Source organism: Bacillus sp. KH172YL63, from assembly GCF_011398925.1.
GTDB lineage: Bacteria > Bacillota > Bacilli > Bacillales > Bacillaceae_B > Rossellomorea.
Window position 1 is genome coordinate 2,953,158 of the sequence record NZ_AP022842.1, and the last position, 22,365, is coordinate 2,975,522.

Annotated in this window: 22 protein-coding genes and 1 pseudogene; 3 read left to right on the top strand and 20 right to left on the bottom strand. The window is 45.2% G+C overall.

The window, feature by feature from the left end; all coding sequences use genetic code 11:
* Window positions 1–79: 79 nt before the first annotated feature.
* From dnaK to gpr, 8 genes are all read right to left on the bottom strand, one after another.
* A complete protein-coding gene (gene dnaK, locus KH172YL63_RS15180) occupies window positions 80–1,909 on the bottom strand; it encodes a molecular chaperone DnaK (protein WP_173106895.1) in 1,830 nt (609 codons plus the stop codon).
* A gap of 39 nt (window positions 1,910–1,948) precedes the next feature.
* The gene (grpE, locus tag KH172YL63_RS15185) at window positions 1,949–2,512 is read right to left on the bottom strand and encodes a nucleotide exchange factor GrpE (RefSeq protein WP_173106896.1); all 564 of its coding nucleotides are present in this window, start codon (window positions 2,510–2,512) and stop codon (window positions 1,949–1,951) included.
* Window positions 2,513–2,619: 107 nt separating this feature from the next.
* Window positions 2,620–3,654, bottom strand: coding sequence for a heat-inducible transcriptional repressor HrcA (gene hrcA, locus KH172YL63_RS15190; protein ID WP_173106897.1), 1,035 nt, complete (start codon window positions 3,652–3,654; stop codon window positions 2,620–2,622).
* A 272-nt stretch (window positions 3,655–3,926) separates the two neighbouring features.
* Window positions 3,927–5,084 carry a radical SAM family heme chaperone HemW gene (hemW, locus tag KH172YL63_RS15195; RefSeq protein WP_173106898.1) on the bottom strand — a complete coding sequence of 386 codons (1,158 nt, stop codon included), beginning with the start codon at window positions 5,082–5,084 and terminating at the stop codon, window positions 3,927–3,929.
* 63 nt (window positions 5,085–5,147) lie between these two features.
* The gene (gene lepA / locus KH172YL63_RS15200; protein WP_442858737.1) at window positions 5,148–6,980 is read right to left on the bottom strand and encodes a translation elongation factor 4; all 1,833 of its coding nucleotides are present in this window, start codon (window positions 6,978–6,980) and stop codon (window positions 5,148–5,150) included.
* A gap of 199 nt (window positions 6,981–7,179) precedes the next feature.
* Window positions 7,180–7,515 (bottom strand): DUF3679 domain-containing protein, encoded by a 336-nt coding sequence (locus KH172YL63_RS15205; RefSeq protein WP_173106899.1) that lies wholly within the window; start codon window positions 7,513–7,515, stop codon window positions 7,180–7,182.
* Window positions 7,516–7,533: 18 nt separating this feature from the next.
* Entirely contained in the window at window positions 7,534–8,736 is a 1,203-nt protein-coding gene (spoIIP, locus tag KH172YL63_RS15210) for a stage II sporulation protein P (RefSeq protein ID WP_173106900.1), read from the bottom strand.
* Between the two features lie 451 nt (window positions 8,737–9,187).
* Window positions 9,188–10,297 (bottom strand): GPR endopeptidase, encoded by a 1,110-nt coding sequence (gene gpr, locus KH172YL63_RS15215; protein WP_173106901.1) that lies wholly within the window; start codon window positions 10,295–10,297, stop codon window positions 9,188–9,190.
* Window positions 10,298–10,498: 201 nt separating this feature from the next.
* Between gpr and rpsT the strand changes: the two genes are divergently transcribed.
* Window positions 10,499–10,750 (top strand): 30S ribosomal protein S20, encoded by a 252-nt coding sequence (gene rpsT, locus KH172YL63_RS15220; RefSeq protein WP_098353137.1) that lies wholly within the window; start codon window positions 10,499–10,501, stop codon window positions 10,748–10,750.
* A 53-nt stretch (window positions 10,751–10,803) separates the two neighbouring features.
* Here the strand turns inward: rpsT and holA are convergent, their stop codons facing one another.
* Window positions 10,804–11,832: a DNA polymerase III subunit delta gene (holA, locus tag KH172YL63_RS15225; protein ID WP_173106902.1), complete on the bottom strand. Its 1,029-nt coding sequence runs from the start codon at window positions 11,830–11,832 to the stop codon at window positions 10,804–10,806.
* Between the two features lie 295 nt (window positions 11,833–12,127).
* Between holA and KH172YL63_RS15230 the strand changes: the two genes are divergently transcribed.
* Window positions 12,128–12,262: a YqzM family protein gene (locus KH172YL63_RS15230; RefSeq protein WP_173106903.1), complete on the top strand. Its 135-nt coding sequence runs from the start codon at window positions 12,128–12,130 to the stop codon at window positions 12,260–12,262.
* A 160-nt stretch (window positions 12,263–12,422) separates the two neighbouring features.
* Here KH172YL63_RS15230 and KH172YL63_RS15235 read toward each other — a convergent pair whose 3' ends face one another.
* The 3 genes from KH172YL63_RS15235 to KH172YL63_RS15245 all read right to left on the bottom strand — a co-directional run bounded on the left by KH172YL63_RS15235 (window position 12,423) and on the right by KH172YL63_RS15245 (window position 15,938).
* Complete coding sequence (locus KH172YL63_RS15235) at window positions 12,423–14,702, bottom strand: DNA internalization-related competence protein ComEC/Rec2 (protein ID WP_173106904.1); 2,280 nt, start codon at window positions 14,700–14,702, stop codon at window positions 12,423–12,425.
* Entirely contained in the window at window positions 14,695–15,258 is a 564-nt protein-coding gene (locus KH172YL63_RS15240; RefSeq protein WP_173106905.1) for a ComE operon protein 2, read from the bottom strand. The genes KH172YL63_RS15235 and KH172YL63_RS15240 overlap by 8 nt, the downstream gene beginning before the upstream one ends.
* A 71-nt stretch (window positions 15,259–15,329) precedes the next feature.
* Window positions 15,330–15,938 (bottom strand): helix-hairpin-helix domain-containing protein, encoded by a 609-nt coding sequence (locus KH172YL63_RS15245; protein WP_173106906.1) that lies wholly within the window; start codon window positions 15,936–15,938, stop codon window positions 15,330–15,332.
* Between the two features lie 79 nt (window positions 15,939–16,017).
* On the opposite strand from KH172YL63_RS15245, the gene comER reads away from it, so the two are divergent.
* Window positions 16,018–16,839: a late competence protein ComER gene (gene comER / locus KH172YL63_RS15250; protein ID WP_173106907.1), complete on the top strand. Its 822-nt coding sequence runs from the start codon at window positions 16,018–16,020 to the stop codon at window positions 16,837–16,839.
* Between the two features lie 264 nt (window positions 16,840–17,103).
* Here the strand turns inward: comER and KH172YL63_RS15255 are convergent, their stop codons facing one another.
* The 8 genes and pseudogenes from KH172YL63_RS15255 to KH172YL63_RS15290 all read right to left on the bottom strand — a co-directional run bounded on the left by KH172YL63_RS15255 (window position 17,104) and on the right by KH172YL63_RS15290 (window position 22,120).
* Window positions 17,104–17,850, bottom strand: coding sequence for a class I SAM-dependent DNA methyltransferase (locus tag KH172YL63_RS15255; protein ID WP_173106908.1), 747 nt, complete (start codon window positions 17,848–17,850; stop codon window positions 17,104–17,106).
* The gene (rsfS, locus tag KH172YL63_RS15260; RefSeq protein WP_173106909.1) at window positions 17,851–18,204 is read right to left on the bottom strand and encodes a ribosome silencing factor; all 354 of its coding nucleotides are present in this window, start codon (window positions 18,202–18,204) and stop codon (window positions 17,851–17,853) included.
* 4 nt (window positions 18,205–18,208) lie between these two features.
* Window positions 18,209–18,775, bottom strand: a complete 567-nt coding sequence (yqeK, locus tag KH172YL63_RS15265) for a bis(5'-nucleosyl)-tetraphosphatase (symmetrical) YqeK (RefSeq protein WP_173106910.1) — start codon at window positions 18,773–18,775, stop codon at window positions 18,209–18,211.
* Window positions 18,768–19,337 (bottom strand): nicotinate-nucleotide adenylyltransferase, encoded by a 570-nt coding sequence (locus tag KH172YL63_RS15270; RefSeq protein WP_173106911.1) that lies wholly within the window; start codon window positions 19,335–19,337, stop codon window positions 18,768–18,770. Before KH172YL63_RS15270 ends, yqeK begins: the two co-directional genes overlap by 8 nt.
* A gap of 11 nt (window positions 19,338–19,348) precedes the next feature.
* Complete coding sequence (yhbY, locus tag KH172YL63_RS15275) at window positions 19,349–19,648, bottom strand: ribosome assembly RNA-binding protein YhbY (RefSeq protein WP_173106912.1); 300 nt, start codon at window positions 19,646–19,648, stop codon at window positions 19,349–19,351.
* Window position 19,649: 1 nt separating this feature from the next.
* On the bottom strand, window positions 19,650–20,480 hold the full coding sequence (aroE, locus tag KH172YL63_RS15280) for a shikimate dehydrogenase (RefSeq protein WP_269475157.1): 831 nt from the start codon (window positions 20,478–20,480) through the stop codon (window positions 19,650–19,652).
* Window positions 20,481–20,490: 10 nt separating this feature from the next.
* On the bottom strand, window positions 20,491–21,591 hold the full coding sequence (gene yqeH, locus KH172YL63_RS15285) for a ribosome biogenesis GTPase YqeH (RefSeq protein WP_173106913.1): 1,101 nt from the start codon (window positions 21,589–21,591) through the stop codon (window positions 20,491–20,493).
* A pseudogene (locus KH172YL63_RS15290) lies at window positions 21,588–22,120 on the bottom strand (YqeG family HAD IIIA-type phosphatase). The gene yqeH and the pseudogene KH172YL63_RS15290 overlap by 4 nt, the downstream one beginning before the upstream one ends.
* Window positions 22,121–22,365: the final 245 nt, after the last annotated feature.

Below are 22,365 nucleotides of genomic sequence, written 5' to 3' on the forward strand. Positions count from 1 at the left end.
TCCCGGAATAATCCCGGCAATCATAGAAAAAGTCAAAGCCAAGAACCGCCCTGACTTTGACTTTTTCGTTCGAACTGGATTATTTCTTGTCGTCGTTTACTTCTTCGTATTCAGCATCCACTACATTGTCATCATTTGATGCTTGCCCTTCAGCCCCTTGAGCTGCCTGCGCTTCTGCTTGAGCTTGCTCATATAGCTTCATCGTTAAGCTTTGAACGATTTCCTGTAGTGCATCTTTCTTTTCACGGATCAGCTCAAGATCATCTTTTTCGATGGCTTCTTTTAATTCAGCTTTTGCATCTTCCGCTTTTTTCACTTCTTCTTCTTCCACTTTGCCTTCAAGATCTTTCAACGTTTTTTCCGTTTGGAATACAAGTTGGTCTGCTTCGTTGCGAAGTTCAACTTCCTCTTTACGTTGCTTATCTGCTTCGGCATTTTCTTCTGCTTCTTTCACCATGCGTTCTACTTCGTCATCTGAAAGTCCTGTAGAAGATTTGATGGTGATATTTTGCTCTTTACCTGTTCCAAGGTCTTTCGCGCTAACATTTACGATACCGTTCTTATCAATGTCGAACTTCACTTCGATTTGAGGTACGCCACGTGGTGCAGGCGGGATATCCGCTAATTGGAAACGGCCAAGCGTTTTGTTGTCGGCAGCCATTGGACGCTCACCTTGAAGTACATGGATATCAACAGCTGTTTGATTATCGGCAGCAGTTGAGAATACTTGTGATTTAGATGTCGGGATCGTTGTGTTACGCTCGATCAGTTTCGTTGACACGCCACCCATTGTTTCGATACCAAGTGATAGTGGTGTAACGTCAAGAAGAACTACATCTTTCACGTCTCCAGTCAGTACTCCACCTTGGATCGCTGCACCCATCGCTACAACTTCATCAGGGTTAACGCCTTTAGAAGGCTCTTTGCCTGTTTCTTTTCTGATTGCTTCCTGTACAGCTGGGATACGAGTAGAACCACCAACAAGGATGATTTTATCGATTTCGCTTGCAGAAAGACCTGCATCTTTCATTGCTTGACGAGTTGGTCCCATTGTACGCTCTACAAGATCAGATGAGATTTCCTCGAACTTCGCTCTTGAAAGTGTCACTTCAAGGTGAAGAGGTCCTGCTTCTCCAGCCGTGATGAATGGAAGTGAAATTTGAGTTGACGTTACGCCAGAAAGATCTTTCTTCGCTTTTTCAGCAGCATCCTTCAAACGTTGAAGCGCCATTTTATCTTTAGAAAGGTCAATTCCGTTCTCTTTCTTGAATTCAGCTACAAGGTAGTCGATGATGACTTGGTCAAAGTCGTCTCCGCCCAGACGGTTGTCACCGGCAGTAGAGCGTACTTCGAATACACCGTCACCCAGTTCAAGGATGGAAACGTCGAATGTACCGCCACCAAGGTCATAAACAAGGATCGTTTGATCTTCATCCATTTTATCCAAACCGTATGCAAGTGCTGCAGCCGTTGGTTCGTTGATTATACGTTCAACTTCAAGGCCTGCGATCTTACCTGCATCCTTCGTTGCCTGACGCTCTGCATCGTTGAAGTAAGCCGGTACAGTGATGACCGCTTTTTCAACTTTTTCACCAAGATAATCTTCTGCATATGATTTTAAGTGTTGAAGGATCATCGCTGAAATTTCTTGTGGTGTATATTCTTTACCTTCTGCTTCTACTTTGTGATCTGTACCCATGTGACGTTTCACAGAGATGATTGTGTTAGGGTTAGTGATCGCCTGGCGCTTCGCTACTTCCCCAACTTGCTTTTCACCATTTTTGAACGCGACAACTGAAGGCGTTGTGCGGTTTCCTTCTGCGTTTGCAATTACTTTAGGCTCTCCACCTTCAAGTACTGATACACAAGAGTTTGTTGTACCTAAGTCAATACCGATAATTTTACTCATAGTAAGAAACCTCCCTATTTTGTATATGTAATATCTTTATTATTGATTGACCTTCACCATGGAAGGACGGATTACTCTGTCTTTCAGTTTGTATCCCTTTTGGAATTCTTCTACCACGACATTGCTGTCGAAGTTCTCATCTTCGACTTGCATGACCGCTTGGTGCAAATGGGGATCAAACTCCTGACCCACTGCTTCGATCGGTTCCACTCCCTCTTTCTTAAGGGCGTCAACAAGACTTCTGTGGACCATTTCCATTCCTTGAAGCAGTTGTTTCGTTTGCTCGTTATCAGCTTCTATATTCAAAGCACGCTCGAAATTATCAAGTGCTGGCAATAGTTCTGTAATCAATCCTTGAGCACGATATTTCTCCTTCGCCTCATTTTCAACATTGACGCGACGGCGGAAATTATCGAAATCTGCACGCAGTCTGAGATAGCGGTTTTCAGATTCATTCAGCTTTTCCTCTAATTGTGAAAGCTCATCTGATGGTTGCTGCTCTTCTGCTGCTTCTTCAGCTTGAGGCGCTTCAGCGAATACTTCTTCCACTTCGCCGTTTTCCTCTTTCATTTCCTGCTGCTCTTGTTTTGTTTCTTCAGACATAACATTCACCTCCTTAAAAATCCTGACTGCTTTTCTTGCTATACGTACGCTGTAAGGAGCCGAAAAAAATGTTTCCGGACCTTATTTTCCTTTATTCAATATGTCCACTAATCATCACTTTGATACAGCTTGGTAAGGACCTTGGACATATCGTTTGAGAAGAAATTAAGTAAGCTTACGACACGGGAATACTCCATGCGGGTAGGCCCGATGATCGCAATGGAACCTAATTGCTCTTTGCCGATTGTATAAGTAGCGGTTATGAGACTGCAATTCTCCATAGCGAGATGATCATTTTCTTTGCCTATCTTGATGTTCAACCCTGTCGCTGACGGGCGTATCAGGTTATAGATGCTATCTTCCTGTTCAATCATTTCCAGGAGCATCCGTACTTTTTGCACGTCGTTAAACTCGGGCTGGTTCAAAATATTGGTCTTGCCGCCAAAGAACAGTTTGTCTGTGACTGACGGGTTCAGGGATTCGGTGATGGAATGCAGGATAAAATCGTAATTCTGGATATGCTCTTTCAGTAAAAGGGCGACCTCCTTGAAAATTTTATCATGCAGTTCACTGATCGGGACACCTGAGAGCCGGTCATTCAAAATATGGACGAGTTTTTCAAGTTCTGCAGCATCCATGGTAGGCGGGATATGGAACAATTTGTTCTCAACATGTCCGTTATCCGTCACGATGATGGCGATCGCCGTATCTTTATTCAAAGGAATCAACTGAATCTTCTTCAATTTATTTTCCTTCAGGTCTGGACCCAATACGATCGTCGTGTAATTCGTCAGCTCTGAAAGGATCTTCGCAGACTTCTGGACGACCTTCTCCAATTCATACATGCGCTCTGTAAAGATGGAACGAAGTGCGTGCACATCGTTTCTCTTCAGCTTTTGCGGAGACAGCATATGGTCAACATAGTAACGGTATCCCTTTTCGGACGGAACACGCCCTGAGGATGTATGTGTTTTTTCAAGAAAACCCAATTCCTCCAAATCAGCCATTTCATTTCGGATCGTGGCCGAGCTGAAGGAAATCTCATCCTTCTTGGACAAGCTTCTTGAACCGACGGGCTGAGCCGACAGAATGAAATCATCTATAATCACTTGAAGAATTAGAAGTTGTCGATCTGTTAACAACATCATCACCCCTGTTAGCACTCTCTCTGAACGAGTGCTAAATCTAATTAATAAATTATCAAATCAGAAAAGGGATGTCAATATATTAGATTGTCTCTTTTCTCAGTCTTCTTTCAGGCCTATAAAAAGAGAGTATGGGTTGATTTCTGCTTCAGGTGACCGCTTCCCCCGTGACTTGAGTAGCGCACGTCGGGCAAAAAGCCCTGTGAGTCTCCGCTTTCACGCGGTTCCCGGAGGATTAGGAGCACCCACCCTCAATCAGATAAGGGTAATTAGATCACACCCAGGAATGATTGAAACACTTCATTTCCAAGAAAACGTCCCTGTTTCGTGAGCGCGACCCGGTCATCATCGACAGCAAGCAGTTCCCTCTTCACCATTTCATCTATGGATGCTCCAAAGACCGATTCGATACTGCAGCCGAATTTCTGCTGAAAGATTTCCTTACTGACTCCCTCTACTTTACGAAGGCCGAGGAACATTTCTTCCTCCATCTTCTCTGACTGGGTGACCTGATGCTCCTGAATCGTCGGGAGTGAACCGTTCCCGATCGGATCCATATATTTCTTGAGGGGACCATAGTTCGAATAACGTACTCCGTTTATATAACCATGTGCACCTGCACCTAAACCATAATATTCATTGTTGTCCCAATACACCAGGTTATGTTTGCTTTCATAACCCTGTTTCGCAAAGTTGCTGATTTCATACTGATTGATACCGTACTTCGCCATCGTTTCAATCAATAAGTCGTACATAGCCGCTTCCTGATCCTGAGATGGAAGTGACAGCTTCCCTTTTCTCATTAAATTATAGAAAACCGTTTTCGGCTCCACGATCAATGAGTAAGCAGAATAATGGGGAAGGTCAAGATCCAGCGCCTTCTTTAAAGTATCTTCAAAGTCTTCTTCCGTTTGCTTCGGAAGACTGTAAATCAAATCAATGCTGATATTTGAAAATCCCACTCTTTGAGCGTTCTCAACAGAAGTATACACATCACTGCTTTTATGTGTCCGGCCGATCCCTTTGAGCAGTTCGTCATTGAAAGACTGGACGCCGAAACTCAATCGGTTCACCCCGTGATCTTTCAAAACGCGGAGTTTGTCTTCCGATAAATCGCCGGGATTTGCTTCGAAAGTGAATTCCCCGTTTTCAAACGGCAGGTGGGATGTGATCGATTCGCACAGCTTATCCAACTGGCCTGCATCCAGGGACGTCGGGGTTCCGCCGCCGACAAAGATCGTGTCAAGCTTCTCCCGAGAGACAACCCTTTGCTTCATCTCTTCCCCGAGGCTGTTTAAATACCCATCAACCGGCTGGCCCTCCAGAAAGATTTTATTAAAATCACAATAGTGACAAATATGTTCGCAAAAAGGTATATGAATATACGCTGATTTCACCAAGTTTCTCCCTCCTTTTTGTGCATTCATAGAGAAAAGGGGGTAAGCAGCGCTTGTAGTGACAAGCCACTTCCCCCCTTTATCATCGAACTTTTATTTTTTATCCGTATCATCCATTTTCAGGACGGCCATGAAGGCTTCTTGTGGTACTTCAACATTCCCGACAGATTTCATACGTTTTTTACCTTCTTTTTGCTTATCAAGAAGTTTACGTTTACGTGAAATATCTCCACCGTAACATTTCGCAAGGACGTTCTTACGGATCGCCTTGATGGTCGATCTCGCGACAATCTTCTGTCCGATCGCTGCCTGTACCGGCACCTCGAATTGCTGTCTTGGAATTAATTCCTTCAGCTTTTCTACAATCAATTTACCGCGCTCATAAGCGAAATCACGGTGAACGATGAAGCTTAATGCATCGACGTTTTCGGCATTCAAGAGAATATCCATTTTCACAAGCTTGGATTCTTTGTATCCGATCAGCTCGTAATCGAAAGACGCATATCCTTTCGTGTTGGACTTCAATTGATCGAAGAAATCATAGACGATTTCTGCAAGCGGGATTTCGTACACGATATTCACACGTGCCTCATCCATATACTGCATGTCGATGAAGTTTCCGCGTTTGCCTTGACAAAGCTCCATGACAGCACCCACATAATCATTCGGCACCATGATCGTCGCTTTGACGTATGGCTCTTCCACATGATCTACTTTCTGCGGATCCGGCATCATGGACGGATTGTCGACTCTCACTTCTTCCCCGTCTGTCAATTTCACATGATAGATTACGCTTGGCGCAGTCGTGATCAGGTCGATCTTGAATTCACGCTCGATCCGTTCCTGGATGATCTCCATATGAAGAAGTCCAAGGAATCCGCAGCGGAATCCAAATCCTAATGCCTGGGATGTTTCCGGCTCATATTGCAGGGCCGAATCATTCAACTCAAGCTTTTCAAGCGCTTCTCTTAAATCGTTATAGCGGTTTGAATCAATTGGATATAATCCGCAGTACACCATCGGGTTCATTCGTCGGTAACCTGGAAGGGCCTCTTCTGCAGGATGGTTCGCAAGCGTGATGGTATCCCCTACGCGGGTATCCCCAACATTCTTGATTGCTGCAGTCAAGTATCCAACATCCCCGACCGTCAGTTCTTTTTGTCCGGTCGCTTTCGGGGTGAAGACACCGATCTCGGTTACTTCGAACTCCTTGCCGGTTGCCATCATGCGGACTTTATCCCCTACTTTGACGCTTCCTTCCATCACACGGATGTATGCAACGACCCCTCTGTACGCATCATACAAAGAGTCAAAGATCAATGCCTTCAACGGGGCATCCGGATCTCCTTGTGGGGCTGGAACCTTTTCCACTACCTGCTCAAGGATTTCTTCAATCCCGATGCCGGCTTTCGCTGATGCAAGCACCGCCTCAGACGCATCAAGTCCAATGACATCTTCGACTTCTTGACGGACCCGTTCAGGATCAGCTGCCGGCAGGTCGATCTTGTTGATGACCGGCAGGATTTCAAGATTGTTATCCAAGGCTAGATATACGTTGGCAAGCGTCTGGGCTTCAATCCCCTGAGCGGCATCCACAACCAGGACGGCCCCTTCACACGCAGCTAAACTGCGGGATACTTCGTATGTAAAGTCTACGTGCCCCGGTGTATCAATCAGGTGGAAGATATACTCTTCTCCATCCTTTGCTTGATACTTTAATTGCACAGAATTTAATTTAATCGTGATTCCACGTTCTCTTTCAAGATCCATCGAATCCAATAATTGCTCTTTCATTTCACGGGCAGTCAATGCTTTCGTCTTCTCAAGAATACGATCGGCAAGGGTAGATTTCCCATGGTCGATATGAGCGATGATTGAGAAGTTTCTAATTCTCGATTGTCTTTCTAACTTTTCTTCACGGTTCATTATACGTTCAACTCCTGTTATTTCCACACATGTACACTATTTTGAATTATAGCAGTAGACTATATATTATTCAATGTAAAGTAAAAGGCTATGCAGAATTCCCTCAAGCCTCCCATAAAAAAATCCGAACACAACCGATACGTAACAAAGACATCGATTGAGCATTCGGATTTTCTTATGTCCCGATACACTTAATAAGTTAAATAAGCGATGCAATGAAATCCACGATCTCGCTGGTTATGCCTGCGATCGTGTCGGCGAGCACTTTGCCGATCGAGGAAAATGCATTGAAGGCTTTCATCTCTTCCAACTTCTCTTTCTTTTCACTGAGCGTCTTCGACTCTACCTCATTTCCAAGAATCGACGCCTCCACATTCCCGTCCCCGTCCTGTGTCACGCCGACAGGAGGGGTGAATTGCTGCTCGTCATGCCCCTTCATTTCAACGATCCCCTGATTCGCATATTGCATGCCGATCAACACACCAAGAAATAAGGCGGAGACGAGAAGAGCACATTTAAAAAAGAATTTTGTCATGATCAGTCATCCTTTCCTTTACTGACTCAGAGGGGGGACGTCTTGGTTCACCTTTTCTGCCTGCCAGTAGTAGTCTGCGAATACTTCCGCGAAAGCGCCGGCCGTCCTGTCCAATTCCTCAAATGTATTATCAACTCCGCCAAACTCTACAAGCATGGCATTACTAGAAAGATCTTGGTTGAATTTCCCGTTTGTACCGCTTCCCTTTTTCGCAATCACCCCACGTGAGATACCTTTGTACGTGGATTCGAGCAACCGGTGAAGTTCGGTTGCGACTTTGAGGTTTTCCTCATAATTCGGATGTTCTTCCCCTACAACAAAGGCAAGCTTCGCATATGTCTTTCCGTTGATCGTGCCGGTTGTCACCTTTCTTCTTTGTGAGTCCCGATGGATATCAACCAGATACAGCAAGTCTTTGTTGCTCGTCATGGCCGCCTGCACCAACGGCCTCGACTCTTGATAGGCAGACCAGTAATCCAGCCCTTTGTTATGGAGATTCTGAATGACATCTGTTTTGTCTATACTCGTTCCGATCCCGAGCGTCTCCAGATCCTCCTTCACCATGTCACCGACTTTGGTGACGTTAATCTTCGAATGCATGGCTAAATCAGGATTGCTCACGCCTTCGAGATAAGGAAGGTATGATTCACGGGTGTGGGTAAAGTAAAGATGCACAGTCTTCTTATTACCGGTGGACAATGGCGGTGCAACATCTCCGCCTTTACTCTCCGATCCCTTCACGTCATCAAGATTTTTGAGCGGTGCGTCATTACCAGCATCAAGCGCTTCAGGAGGCGGGACCGATTCAATCGGCATATTGGTAAAGTCTGTCCCGTCCCCCGCCACCAGGATCTCTCCGTCGAAAATGGAGAATCCCGGCAATTCACGCCCAAGGAAACTTCTCGGATCTTCGAAGCGGATATTGGTGGCGACCTGGAACATAGCAGAAGATAGGCTCGGTAATGCCTCCTCTTCCTCAGGCAGTATGTGATGAAAAGACCGGTTTTCGAGAGCAAGGATTTTATACAGCGTTTTTCCTGTCACATGGGAAGCCGCTTGATTCAATGAATTCGATGTGATTCTGTACTCCGGGTTCAAAGAAGTGAGGAGACCGGTGATTGAAAAGACCGAAAGCAATACACTGATGAAGATCAGCACACCTTTTACGATCGAGGTCATATTGATAGCGACAACATAAGTCGGGGGTTTATATGATCCCATCCTCTCACCCTTTCTATTTCTCAACTCTAGTACAATCTATGACAATGCTAGAGCTGATAGAACTCCATTTAGTAGTCATTATGATGTTTTCCGATGAAAATTAAACAGGGGACTCTATTATTTTCGTAGGGGGAGAGGAATCTATGATTGTGGAAATCTTTTCAGTCTGAAAAGAGCTTGTTTATCGTTATATTCAAGTAAATGGATCGCTCATGTCTTTCAAACGGAGGATCAGGTGAGGATCGAGGAGGCGTAAAGGGAGGATAACGGCGAAATGTTTACTTTATCGGCGAAATCTCAGATATAACGGCGATATTTTCATTTTATCGGCGAAATCCCGAATTTAACGGCGATATCCTATTTTTATCGGCGAACCGCCTTATCCTGTTAAACGTTACAAATCAAAACGCCCCAGGCGGGTTCCCCACCTAGAGGCGTCATCACTTCATGCTCATCGCGTCTGATAGCCGGTGTTTTCCTGATCCACCGCATCATGGAGCGCTGCATTGAGACCGCTCGCAATCAGGTTGGCCATATCTTCCATGAACACGTCCACTTCCTTCGGGGTGACCATCAGATTATGGCCGATCGGCGAAAGAACTTCATGGATGAGCTTTCGCTTTTCCTGATCTTCCAGCGTCCCGACTATTCCCATGAACGTTTGACGATGCTCTGCTTCCGGAAGGTCTTCATCGGTTAATTTCCTTCTTTCACCGAAACTTAATCCCGCAGGGGCAAGTGACCGGGACGGTCTGTTCCCTTCCCTCATTTCTTTCCCGAAATGTTTCAGGAGAAAATCGACCGTGTCACTCACGATGGTGACGGCATCCAGGACGGTCGGGACACCGATGGCAATGACAGGTACACCCAGCGTTTCCTGATCCAGTCCTTTTCTCTTGTTTCCGACACCTGATCCAGGATGAATGCCCGTATCCGAAATTTGTATCGTCGAATTGACCCGCTCGATGGAACGGGAGGCAAGCGCATCAATTGCAATGATAAAGTCCGGCTTCGATTTCTCGACAACCCCGAAGATGATATCGCTCGTTTCAATCCCCGTCAGCCCCATCACCCCGGGCACGATGGTACTCACAGGCCGGTATCCTTCTTGTACAGATTCAGGCTGAAGTTCGAATAGATGTCTCGTTACAATGATATCTTCACAGACACGGGGCCCAAGTGAATCCGGCGTCACATTCCAGTTTCCGAGCCCGACGATCAAACAGCTTGCATTTTTATCGATCGCATTCTGCTTCAGGAATTGACTAAATTCATTAGCAAATACTTTTTCCACCCTTTGCTGCAGTTCTGAATCTTCTTCTCGGATGCCGTGGGCTTCGATGGTCAGATAGTTGCCCGGCTTCTTACCAATCTTTTCTTCACCTTCGGGCGTCACGGTGACAAGGGAAACCTTTACCCCGTCCTCATCTTTTTCTTTGATGATGACGCCTTGTATCGATGACGAATTCTCTGCTTGATCACCCACGACCATTTCCCTTGCTTCGACGGCGAGGTCGGTACGGACTGAGTATTTACTTAAATCGATTTCTTCTTTTTTCATAAGTGCTCTACCTCCAGGCTTGGTTCTGCATCAGTATTTTTTTATGTTTACCTTTTTGGTTCTTGTTCATTCACTCGTTTAATTTCGCGTCATAGTATTGCAAAATCACAGTTCGTTTGATAGAATATCATTTGTTCTTATTGTTTAGGAATTTAAATCGAGTCACATAGAATCTCGAACCTTTTATAGGAGGTGACAGAAATGCCAAATATCAAATCAGCTATCAAACGCGTAAAAACTAGCAACGAGCGTAACGCTCAAAACGCTGCAGTGAAATCAACAATGCGTACTGCGATCAAAAAAGCAGAAGCAGCTACAACTAACAGCGCTGATAACGCTAAAGATCTAGTAACTGAAGCGGTACGTCAATTAGACAAAGCAGCTCAAAAAGGTCTTATCCACAAAAACGCTGCAGACCGTCAAAAGTCTCGCCTAATGAAAAAAGCGAACTAATTGAAAAAACCACCCTGCCATCCGGCCGGGTGGTTTTTCTTTTGACATGTCCTTCACGTAAAGCTTTGGTCATGAAGCTTAAAGAGAAACATTTCGATCATGAGTTCTTTTTTGATTTTTCCTGTTTTGATTTCATAATCCCCCTGTGACAGGAGTTCGATGATATAGCCCAGCTGCTTGTCACTGAAATGTTTGGCCTGACCTGCCGCAAGCTTCACACGGAATGGATGCACCTTCAGGGTGGAAGCAATCTTCTGTTGTCCATACCCCCGTCTGGAAAGTTCCTTCACCCCATAAATCAGCCGGAATTGTCCAGCAAGAATCGCCAGCACTTTCAATGGTTCCTCATTCTGCTTCAAGAGATCATAATAGATCCTCAATGCTTCATCAATCCGTCTGTGGACAACTTTATCTACCAGCGTGAAAATATTCTGCTCAAGGGATCTTGCCGTCAGTTTCTCGACAACTTCCACGTCGATGTGATTGGTGTCACTTGCGTATAGGGAGAGCTTATCCAATTCCTGCGTGAGCATCATCAGGTTTGTTCCAGCGAGAGTGAGTAATAGCTCGACAGCATTTTCATCAATTTGCACACTGTTGCCCGCTGCACGCTCCCTTACCCATGCTTTTAATTCTTGTTCATTCAGCTTCTTGGCTTCTACCACTTCAGCGGTTTTCTTTAATAATTTGGTGATTTTCTTACGCTCGTCCAACTTCTCGTAATTTGCAGTGATGACCAGGATGGTATAGGGAGCAGGTGATTGTATGTATTGCTCAAAGCGTTTGATATTATGCTCTACCTTTTCTTTCGTCTTCTCTGCAGTCAAGAAAACAGGGTTTTGAAGGATGACGACCCTTTTCTCCCCCATGAACGGGAAGGTTTCTGCATCTTCCATCGCCACTTCCACAGGCGTTTCTTCCAGATCATAGCTGGAAAAGTTAAAATCCATTTCTTCCTCAGAAATGGCATTCGTGACGATCCTTTGTTTCGTTTCGTTGATAATAAATGACTCATTTCCGTATACTACATATATTGATGCGAATTGAGACTTCTCTATTTTTTTCCAAATATCAATAACCAAGTCAGCACTCTCCATTATTTCTTTTCTCTACTCTATCGTAAGAAAGCTTTTCGGTTTTGACAAGGGGTAAAGGGGGACATCCCTCATATAGGACACCCCCTATATCTATATTAACGTTCACGGGTAAGACCTAGGAACCATACCCGTCAACGGTATTTCCTTTGTTGTCATTAGTGTCACCCGGGGACATTGAACTTATGGGTGACAACTCTTGTCAGTAAAGGAAAAAGTAATGGGAAGTATAGATTTTTCATGAGCGTTGTTCTATACTAGAATAGAAATAGGAGGGGTAGTTGTGAACCAATTTGAAAAGAATGTACAATCAAAAAGAAATGATGCAGTAGATTCAGGCGTTGGCTTCGCTGTTTCTTTTGGTTTCTTTGCTCTAATGTTCATTATTGCAACAGTGATCAAACTGATCGGCTCTTAATGAAAGACAGGTGGCAGACCTCAAAGTGCCCGGCATCTTCAATTTCCACATATGGTACTGTTTTTCAGCATGTATCATACAGTTGGTTTGAAGGCGCCTGACTCTTTGATATAGGTCTGCCCCTTTTTTCATTAGCGCTTCATTTGTTTTGTTCTACATCCTATGGAAGTTGGGCAGAAAACGTTCCTCTTTTCTCCCGAAAACGATAGGTGATCGCCCCGTCCTCCGCCGTGTTATAAAGGGTCAGGCCACGTATTCGCAGCCTCTCCATCACTTCAGGGTGGGGATGCCCAAAGCGATTCGATTCCCCTGCCGATATGATGCCCACCTGCGGATGCGTATCTTCCAGGAAGACTTCCGTCGTGCTCGTCTTGCTTCCATGATGCCCCACTTTCAATACGTCCACTGGTAAATCGAATGTGTCAGCAAACTCCCTTTCGCCCTCCTCCTCAAGATCTCCGGTAAATAACCATCTCAGCGGACCGATCCGCCCATACAACACGATTGAATCATTATTCCCTTCGTATACCGCATCCTGTGGTGACACAATATGAAGACCATTTCGATCCCCCTGCCAACTGGTTAAGTACATCCCTTCTCTCACCTGAATGCTCTTGCTACTTGCCAACTCAATGATGTTTGCTATTTCATCCTTTTCCTGGCTGTTAGGACTGATCAGTATCTCACGCACCTTCAGTTCATCCATGACCGCCTGGGCACCTCCGATATGATCCATATCGCCGTGGGTCAAGATCATTGCGTCGATGACTGTGATGCCTTTGCTTTTTAAAAAAGGGACGATGATATCTTCCCCTACGGAAAAGTGCTTCGTCCTTTCTTCCCACTTCTCCTTCTCGAAGTTCACTTCTCCCCCAGCATCAATCAGATAGGTACCACGGTTATACGGCAGCCTGATCAAGGTGCTGTCCCCCTGCCCCACATCAATGAAAACAATTTCCCCGTAAGGATCATAGTCGGTGATGAGCTGGTGAAACAGCACAAACAGGAGCAAATATGTCAACGCCTTTAACGTTTTTCGTTTTTCCATTCCGACAAATGCACCGTAAATGATGCTGAGATAGCCAAGTAAGAAAAGAAAGGGCGGCCTTCCAAACACCACTGTACTAAATGGAAGTGAAGCGAGGTAGGAGGAGCATTCAAAAATGATTCCGAGAAGATTTTCATACAATCGGAGCACGACTGCGGCATCTGTCAAAGCGGAAAGGAAAAACAGCAGGATGGATAGTGGAAGGATGATAACGGAAAACAAAGGAACATAAATGAGATTCGTGATGAATCCAATCAGGGGGAATTCAAAGAAATGGTATAACACGACGGGAAGGGAAGATAACTGGGCAACGAAGGTCACTTTACACAGCTGACGGAAAGAAGATGGGTCCTGGATGATCCCGGCAGAAGATAAAATCAAAGAAAAACTGACGATGAACGAAAGCTGAAAACCAGGATTGAAAACGGAATACGGACTATATAAGGCGATACAGCAAAACACGAAGGATAAGCTGTCAACCACGGTTAAGCGCCTGTTTGCTTTTTTACCAAGGAGAAGGAATATCAGCATGCCCGATGCACGGATGACAGAAGGAGACGCCCCGGTCAGGATGATGTAGCACAGGAGGAATCCCACCCCCGTCCAGGACACCGCTTCCTTTGCCAGGCCGATTCTTAATAAAACATAATATAAAGCCCCGAACAACAACCCGACATGAAGTCCGGAAATCGCAAGCAAATGGACGACTCCGAGCTCCCTGAAATTCTTCATCGTATCCTCTGCAATGCTTCTGCTTTCTCCAAAGATGAGCGCCTGTGCCACACCGACGGTAGAAGCCGGGAAGGATTCTTCAATCTTATGCATTCCTTGAAAGCGGACATGTGCCAATGTATGTTTCCACGTACTATTATCCGTACAACCCTCAACTTCTGCTGCATCCAATATCCAAAAGACCCCTTGATGGGATAAATAGCTTCGATAATCAAATAAATTGGGATTTCTGCTAGGCTTCGGTTCTTTTAGTGCCCCCTTTATCCGACAAGAAAAACCCGGCTTCAGTTTCTGAAATTCATTCTTTTCTTCCTCTGATTGAAAGGAATAGCGGAGAAGGACCTTTTCATCCTGCAGCTTGGCAAGTGAAACAAACGAATCTCCATCAATAGTTGGTATGTCTGTAAGTTCAACATTGTATAACTGCAGATCCTGCCCCGGGGACAGTCCAGTATGATTGTTTCTTTCATGAAGGAGAGCCGTTGTGAATGATACGGAGAGGAAAATGAGTGAAAGGAGTATGACGTGCCGTGGCATCTTTCTGAGGATCAGGGAAAGGATGAGAAGGGAAAGAACGACCGCACCCCATTGAAATTGGAGTGCGAGTAACGTCCCGGACAGCACTGATATCGCCAGGTAAAGCCATATCCCCTTATTCATCAAACAATTTTATGTATTCTTGTTCATAAAGCTTGAGCTTCTCTTCTGTGGCTCCTTGATTTCTTAACTCCTCGATCAGCTGGAGCATCAACGCCGCTTTTTCACTGTGGTTCACATCGATGCTGCTTTCCTGGAATGGAACTTTTTCTACATGGACGTGAGCCTTTTTAAACAGCTCGATGGCATACGGATGATTCTTATAATCTTTTGCATAATAAACCGTCTTGATCCCGGCCTGAATCAGCGCCTTGCAGCATTGAAGGCAAGGAAAGTGGGTCACATAAATATCAGCATCCCCGGTGCCGACTCCGAATTTGGAACATTGGAGAAGGGCATTCATTTCGGCATGAATGGTCCGCACACAGTGATTGTCAATGACATAACACCCTTCATCGATGCAATGGTCCCCTCCCGCTATCGAGCCGTTATACCCCCCGGCGATGATTCGTTTGTCACGGACGATGGTTGCCCCGACAGCAAGCCTTGTGCATGTACTCCGCAGTGCAAGGAGTTGGCTCTGGGCCATGAAATACTGGTGCCAAGCAATTCTTTCCATCCTCATTCTCCCCTCTGTTGTTTTTTACGTTGCTTGTTTAAGTGTATAAAGATTCCCTATGTTTCGTCAATTCATTGTACAGAGATTTGTTCTTTCAATTTTTCGAAAGTCTTTTCCCCTATCCCTGAAACTTTTTGTATGTCCTCAATCGAGGCGAACGGACCATTCTCATCCCGGTATTGCACAAAGGCGGCCGCTTTGGCGGGTCCTATGCCCGGTAGCGTTTCGAACTCCTGCTGTGTGGCAGTGTTGATATTAAGCTTGTCGGAATCCGAACCTCCCTCCTGGATCGGGAGCAGCAGATCTATCGGTGCATCGACCTCCCCTTTCTTCGGGACATAAATCATCATCTCATCGCTCACTTTTGTCGCCAGATTCATCATTTTTTCATCGGCGTCTTCAGTAAACCCTCCTGCACGGTCAATGACAAATTTCAGCCGGTCCCCAAGTTTCACCTCATAGAGTCCGGGATTCACCACCGCGCCTTTCACATCGACGAACACGCTTTCCGGCACAATCTGTTCCGGTTCTTTCACCTCTTCTTCTGCGGCAGCCTGAATGAAAGGAGGTTCTTCGACAGGGGCACTTGAAGCACTTTTAAACATATAGACAGCCAATCCCACTGCGCATATGACACATAACACCACGATTGATCTGTATTTTTCGATTAACGTCTGCATCGGAAATCACCTCGAATGGAATATTCACGGAAAGGAATTCATAAGTTTTAGGAGAGAGTGCATAGAAGGAGGGCTGCACATGAAAATAGGTATTATCGGAACCGGAAATATGGGGAAGATCATTATTGAAGCTCTCATTGATTCAAAGGCGATAGCTCCTTCACAGCTTCATATTACAAATCGATCATTATATAAAGCCGAAGCCATAAAAGAGAAGTCTCCTGCCATCCATGTGATGGGTTCAAATCAGGAAGTGATCGATGCTTCTGATCTGATTTTCCTTTGCGTCAAGCCGCATGATGTATATGATGTGATCATGGATCATAGGGATCGGTTCTCCAAGGATAAATGCGCTGTATCGATCACGAGTCCGGTCAGTGTGGACCAGTTGCAATCGGTGTTATCAAGTTCCTGCGCAAGGTTTATCCCAAGTATCACCAATCGTGCACTGAGCGGGGTATCACTGTTGACGTTTGGTACAGCGTGTTCAAATAAATGGAGACAGGAATTAACGACGATTGCAGAACATATTTCCACACCTGTTGTCATAGAGGAGGATGTAACGCGTGTGGCATCTGACATCGTCAGCTGCGGGCCTGCATTTTTCAGCTATGTGACCCAGCGATTCATCGATGCCGCAGTCGAAGTAACAGAAATCGATAAGGAAACGGCAACGGTACTGGCTTCAGAGATGCTGGTAGGACTCGGGGATTTATTGCAGAAGAAGATCTATACGCTGCCGACGCTGCAGGAAAAGGTGTGTGTGAAGGGTGGCGTGACGGGTATCGGGATATCTGTGATGGAAAGAGAGTTAGGGGATGTATTCGAGAAATTATTTGAGGCGACCCAGAAGAAATTTGTGGATGATATCGAAGGAACGAAATCACAATTCGGAGTCTAGAGAGACTCCTTTTTTATTTACTTCGACAAAAATATGCTTTTTCCTGCTTTTTTCTTGCGATCCAAAAAAATTTTTTGTCTTGATACGATATACTCAACGGCCTGGACTCTTCTTCCCTCTAATAAATGAGTCTCAATGCTGACGGTCCCACAAGGCTAAATCAACCACAAAAAAATCCGAACCCATTCGATTCTCATAAAAGAATCTCGAATGATCGTTCGGATTTTCGTTTACATGGGCAGGCTTTTACCCCTGCATCAAGTGTTATTTCTTTTTACAACTGAAAAATATCCGTTCACTCTGATCGGCCGGAGATCCTTCGGTGAAGTCTGAAGTGATTCCTACGACTTCAAAGCCGCACTCCTCCAACCATTCCTTCAGGGTAAGCACTGGATACGTCCTCTGCTTGTGAAGTTCTTCGACCCTTTCATACTGCCCCGTCTCATCATCCTTCACGAAAAAAGTCAATTCGTGTTCGACGCTGTTCGGAACCTCTCCCGGGAAACAGTCCCAAATATATGATACCTGTTCATCAGTATGTGTAAAGGTCTGATTGATAAAAATCTGTGTCATCTTGAAAATCGAATGCACATCAAAAAGGAATAGTCCATCTTGCTTCAAGTGATCATAAACACCCTTGAATGTTTCCAATACATCCGACTCAACCTCAAGGTAATTCAATGAATCACAAAAGATTGTGATGACATCATATTCACCAAGGGAGTCAAGCTTTGACATATCCTGTTGAAACAATTGGATACGGGCATTCCTGGCAGAAGCCTTCTCCTTTGCAATCATGAGCATATCTTCCGACAGATCTACACCGGTGACATCATAACCGTCCCCTGCCAGTCTCAACGACAGTTCTCCGGTTCCACAAGCAATGTCCAGTACTTTCTTTCCCTTGATGCCATGAGCCGCTGCCTGTTTATTGACAAAAGCCAACCAGGCGTCATATGGGACGTCCTGCATCAGGTAGTCATAAACATAAGCAAAACGTTCATAACTCATTTACAGGTTCTCACCTTGTCCAACTTCTACATGTGATGCGTCTCCCCACAAACGTTCAAGGTTGTAGTAGCCTCTTTCTTCTTTATGGAAGACATGGGCCACAACATCCCCAAGGTCAACAAGCACCCAGCGGGCTTGGTCGAAGCCTTCCAGGCGTTTGACCGTGTAACCTTTTTCTTCAGCTGCATCTTTCAGTTCACGGGCAATGGCCTGAACCTGTTTATCCGAGTTCCCGTGACAGATCAAAAAATAATCCGCAATTAAAGAAACACCTTTCATATCCAATACGACGATATCTTCAGCACGTTTATCATCAGCGGCTTTATACGCTAATTCCACTAAGTTGTTTTCCATTCCTTCATCTCCTCTGATTGAATACTAATCCATTATAAAACCGGAAAGTATCCGGGTAAATCGCTTGATTTTTTTTCATTAAAAAGGTCATCGTGTTCTGCAGGGCTTTGATGAGTGCAAGATCCAATGATTCCTCGGCAAGTTCCCTTACCTCTTCCACACCAGGGAATTGACGGTTCGGCTCGATGTAATCGGCCAGATACACCACCTTGTCAAGGATGGTCATCCCTTCTTTCCCTGATGTATGATAACGGATCGCATCAAGGATTTCCTCATCCTTGATGCCGACTTCCCGTTCTACGAGCAGCGCACCAACAGGGGCATGCCAAAGTTCACTGTTGTACAATAAAAGGTCCTGTGGGAGGTTCTCTTCAATGATGATCCCCTTCATTTCCTCTTTATCACGGAACTTGGCATAATCATGGAAAATCGCAGCCAACTCAGCTTTCCCCTCATCTGCTCCATACCGTTTTGCCAATTCTATGCTTGTTTCCATCACGCCGCAAGTATGGACAAACCGGTGATGGGTTAAATGCTCTTTCACGATTTCCAATGCTTTTTCTCTATTCATACAATCCCTCCTCCTTTATATATCGATACACATCATCGGGAACTAAATAGCGGACCGTTTGTCCCTTCTTTACTGTGTCGCGAATGTAAGAAGAAGAAAGATCGATGGCAGGGACCTCTATCAAATGAACATCATAGGGGGTCTCATGGGTATATGCCGGCCGGTTCACCCCGATGAACTTCACCATTTCCTGAAGCTCATCAATTCGATGCCATTTGGGAAGGTACTCAATCATATCCCCGCCAATGATAAACGAAAATTCGGTGTTTCCTTCTCTTTCCGTCAATAACTTGATCGTGTCGAATGTATAAGAAGCACCCTCTCTTTCAAGCTCGATTTTTTCAATCGAAAAGCGGGGGTGACCCTGTATGGCTTTTTCCAGCATGTTTACCCGCTGTTGCGGCGACACACGCTCGTCGGCCTGTTTATGGGGCGGCACGTGATTCGGCAGAAAGCGGATTTCATCGAGACCGGCCTTTTCCAGCGCCTGTTCGGCAATGACCAAATGACCTATATGGGGAGGGTTGAACGTACCTCCCAGAAGTCCTACCTTTTTCTTCATCGTATCAATCCTTATCGTGAACGTGGAAGAATGATTTGCTTATTTTCTTTTGATTCTTTGTAAAGGACGATCGTATTCCCGATTACCTGAACGACTTCTGCCCCTACGCCTTTAGACAGCTGATCAGCCACTTCGGATTTGTCCATATCACAATTTTGAAGGATGCTGATTTTCATCAATTCTCTTGACTCAATCGCTTCCCCGATTGTTTTGATCATATTATCATTCACTCCGCCTTTCCCTACTTGAAAGACCGGATTTAAATGATGAGCTTCTGCACGTAAAAATCTTTTTTGTTTACCTGTTAACATGTTAACCTCCTAGTTGTTGTAAAACGGTGTTTTTCATTATTGAATAAGAAGGGAAAATCCCTGTCCATTTTTCAAATGAGAGTGCACCTTGATAGACAAACATATCAAGTCCATTTTGCGTCTGTGCACCTTTTTCCCTCGCCTGTTTCAGGAGGGATGTTTCCAATGGGTTATAGATGATGTCACTGACGATGCTTCCCTGTTTCACTTCATGCATCACGAGCGGACTCTCGTCGATATGCGGGAACATCCCGATCGAGGTCGTCTGGATGATGACATCGTAATCCTGCAGACGCTTCTCAGCTTCTTCAAGTGTAAGAGAGGTGGAGTCCAATTGAAAGGGGCAGGCCCCAATCATCTTCTCCGCTCTCTCTTTCGTCCTGTTGGTCACATCGATCACCCTCACCCCGAGGGATGCAAGTGTGTAATAAATGGCCTTTGCAGCCCCGCCTGCGCCGATGATGAGCATAGACTTCCCTTCAAGAGGCTCCTTGGACATGTTTCTAAGTCCCTCTACATACCCGAGTCCATCTGTATTGTAGCCGGTGAGCTTACCATTTTCATTGACGATCGTATTGACTGCACCAATCGCCTCTGCCAAAGGATCGATTTCATCCAATAGCTCCATGACCTGCTCCTTATGGGGAACCGTCACATTCACTCCCCGGATCCCAAGGGCCTTTATTCCCTCAATGGCTTGAGGAAGGTCCTCTTTCTTCACGTGAAATTTAACATAAGTTGCATCAACACCACTCTCCCTGAAAGCGCTCGTATGCATCAGGGGTGACATGGAGTGTGCGATCGGATCTCCTATCACACCATATAAAGCCACATGACCCCTCCTAGATTAATGATTTTCTCAGGAACACGCTGACGCCCTTCGGAACATGGGCCGCAATCGTCGCCCCTGCCTCATTTACGGTGATCCACCCTAAACCGGAGAAAACGATGTCGGTCTTCGCTTCTTTAATCTTGAATTCATGCCTCACGAGCGCCGGGAAGTTACCCATGTCATCCTTCCTTGGCGGCTGCAGTAACTCACCTGCATGATTCTCATAAAGCTCATCCGCCTTCTCGATCTTCGTACGGTGGATGTTCAGCTCATTCGAGAAATAGCAGGTGAACGGCTGACGATTACCTGCCATGAAATCAAATCTGGCCAATCCGCCAAAGAACAATGTTTGTTCCGGATTCAGCTGGAACGTCCGGGGCTTGATTTCTTTCTTCGGAGTGATGATTTTCAAGTCCTGCTTATCAACAAAATGGGCCATCTGATGATGATTGATGATTCCCGGTGTGTCTATGAGCGACTCCTCATCATCCAGAGGAATTTGGATCATATCAAGCGTCGTGCCAGGGAAGTGGGAAGTTGTGATCACATCCTGTTCCCCTGATACATGCTTGATGATCCGGTTAATGAAGGTTGATTTCCCTACATTGGTACATCCAACCACATAGACGTCTTTGCCGTTCCGATATTCTTCGATCGCTTCGATCGCTTCTGTAATTCCCTGTCCTTTAGCCGCGCTCACAAGCTGAACGTCGATCGGTTTCAGACCGAGCTGGCTAGCCTCATGCTTCATCCAGTGGATCAGTTTGGCAGGCTTGACTGATTTCGGAAGCAGGTCAACTTTATTCCCGATCAAGAGGATCGGATTCTTGCCGACAAACCGGTGCAACCCTGGAAGCCAGCTGCCGTTAAAGTCAAATATATCTACAACTTTGACGATCAATCCTTCTGAATCTCCAAGTTCATTCAATATTTTCAGGAAGTCGTCATCTGTCAACGGAACATCCTGGACTTCATTATAATGTTTCAACCGAAAACAACGTTGACAGATGATTTCTTCTTTTTGAAGGGCCGATGGCGGTGCATAGCCCATTCCCTCTTTGTTTTCCGTCTGAATTTCAACGCCGCAACCTATACATACAACTTGACTCACTTTTTATCCTCCCACTCAAGCATGCCTTTCCGCTTGAAAAACTTCATGATTCTTCTTTCCACCCGGCGGTTGAACTTTGTCACAAATCCGTCCGATTGGGCAACCGGAACGACCAGGATCGTGTGGAATCCGCTGCGGTTTCCACCTAAAACGTCTGTTAAAAGCTGATCGCCGATGACGACAGTCTCTTCTTTTTTTACACCCATTTTACACCCATTTGCTCAATCGCTCTTTTAAAAGCCCGTCCCATCGGCTTGCGGGCCTGAAAGATGAACGGCACGCCAAGCGGGTCTGCAAATGCACCGACACGGCTTTTATTATTGTTGGATACGATTGTGACAAGGATGCCTTGCTCCTGCATCTCTTTAAACCACTGTATCAGCTTCGGCGTGGCATTTGGCCTGTCCCATTCCACCAGTGTGTTATCCAAATCTGTTATGATTGCCTTAATTCCTTTTTCCTTTAAATGCCCCGGACTGATACTAAAGATATCCTGAACCTGTTCATTGGGTAAAAACTGCTTGATCACTTGCTACACCTCAAATTTCTTTATCAATGATATGGATGACTCCCCTCAAAAGAAAATCCCTCCATTTTAACGCACTCTTCCTATAGTATACCTTTAACCTATAACAGATTAATGATAACCAATTTTACATACGGATTCAAAAAAAAATCATATATATTCCTTGAAATCCATGATTATTCTTCCCAACCATAAATATTTTTCGACAAATTCTTCGTTTTCCTCTATGTTGTGGATAACCTTATACA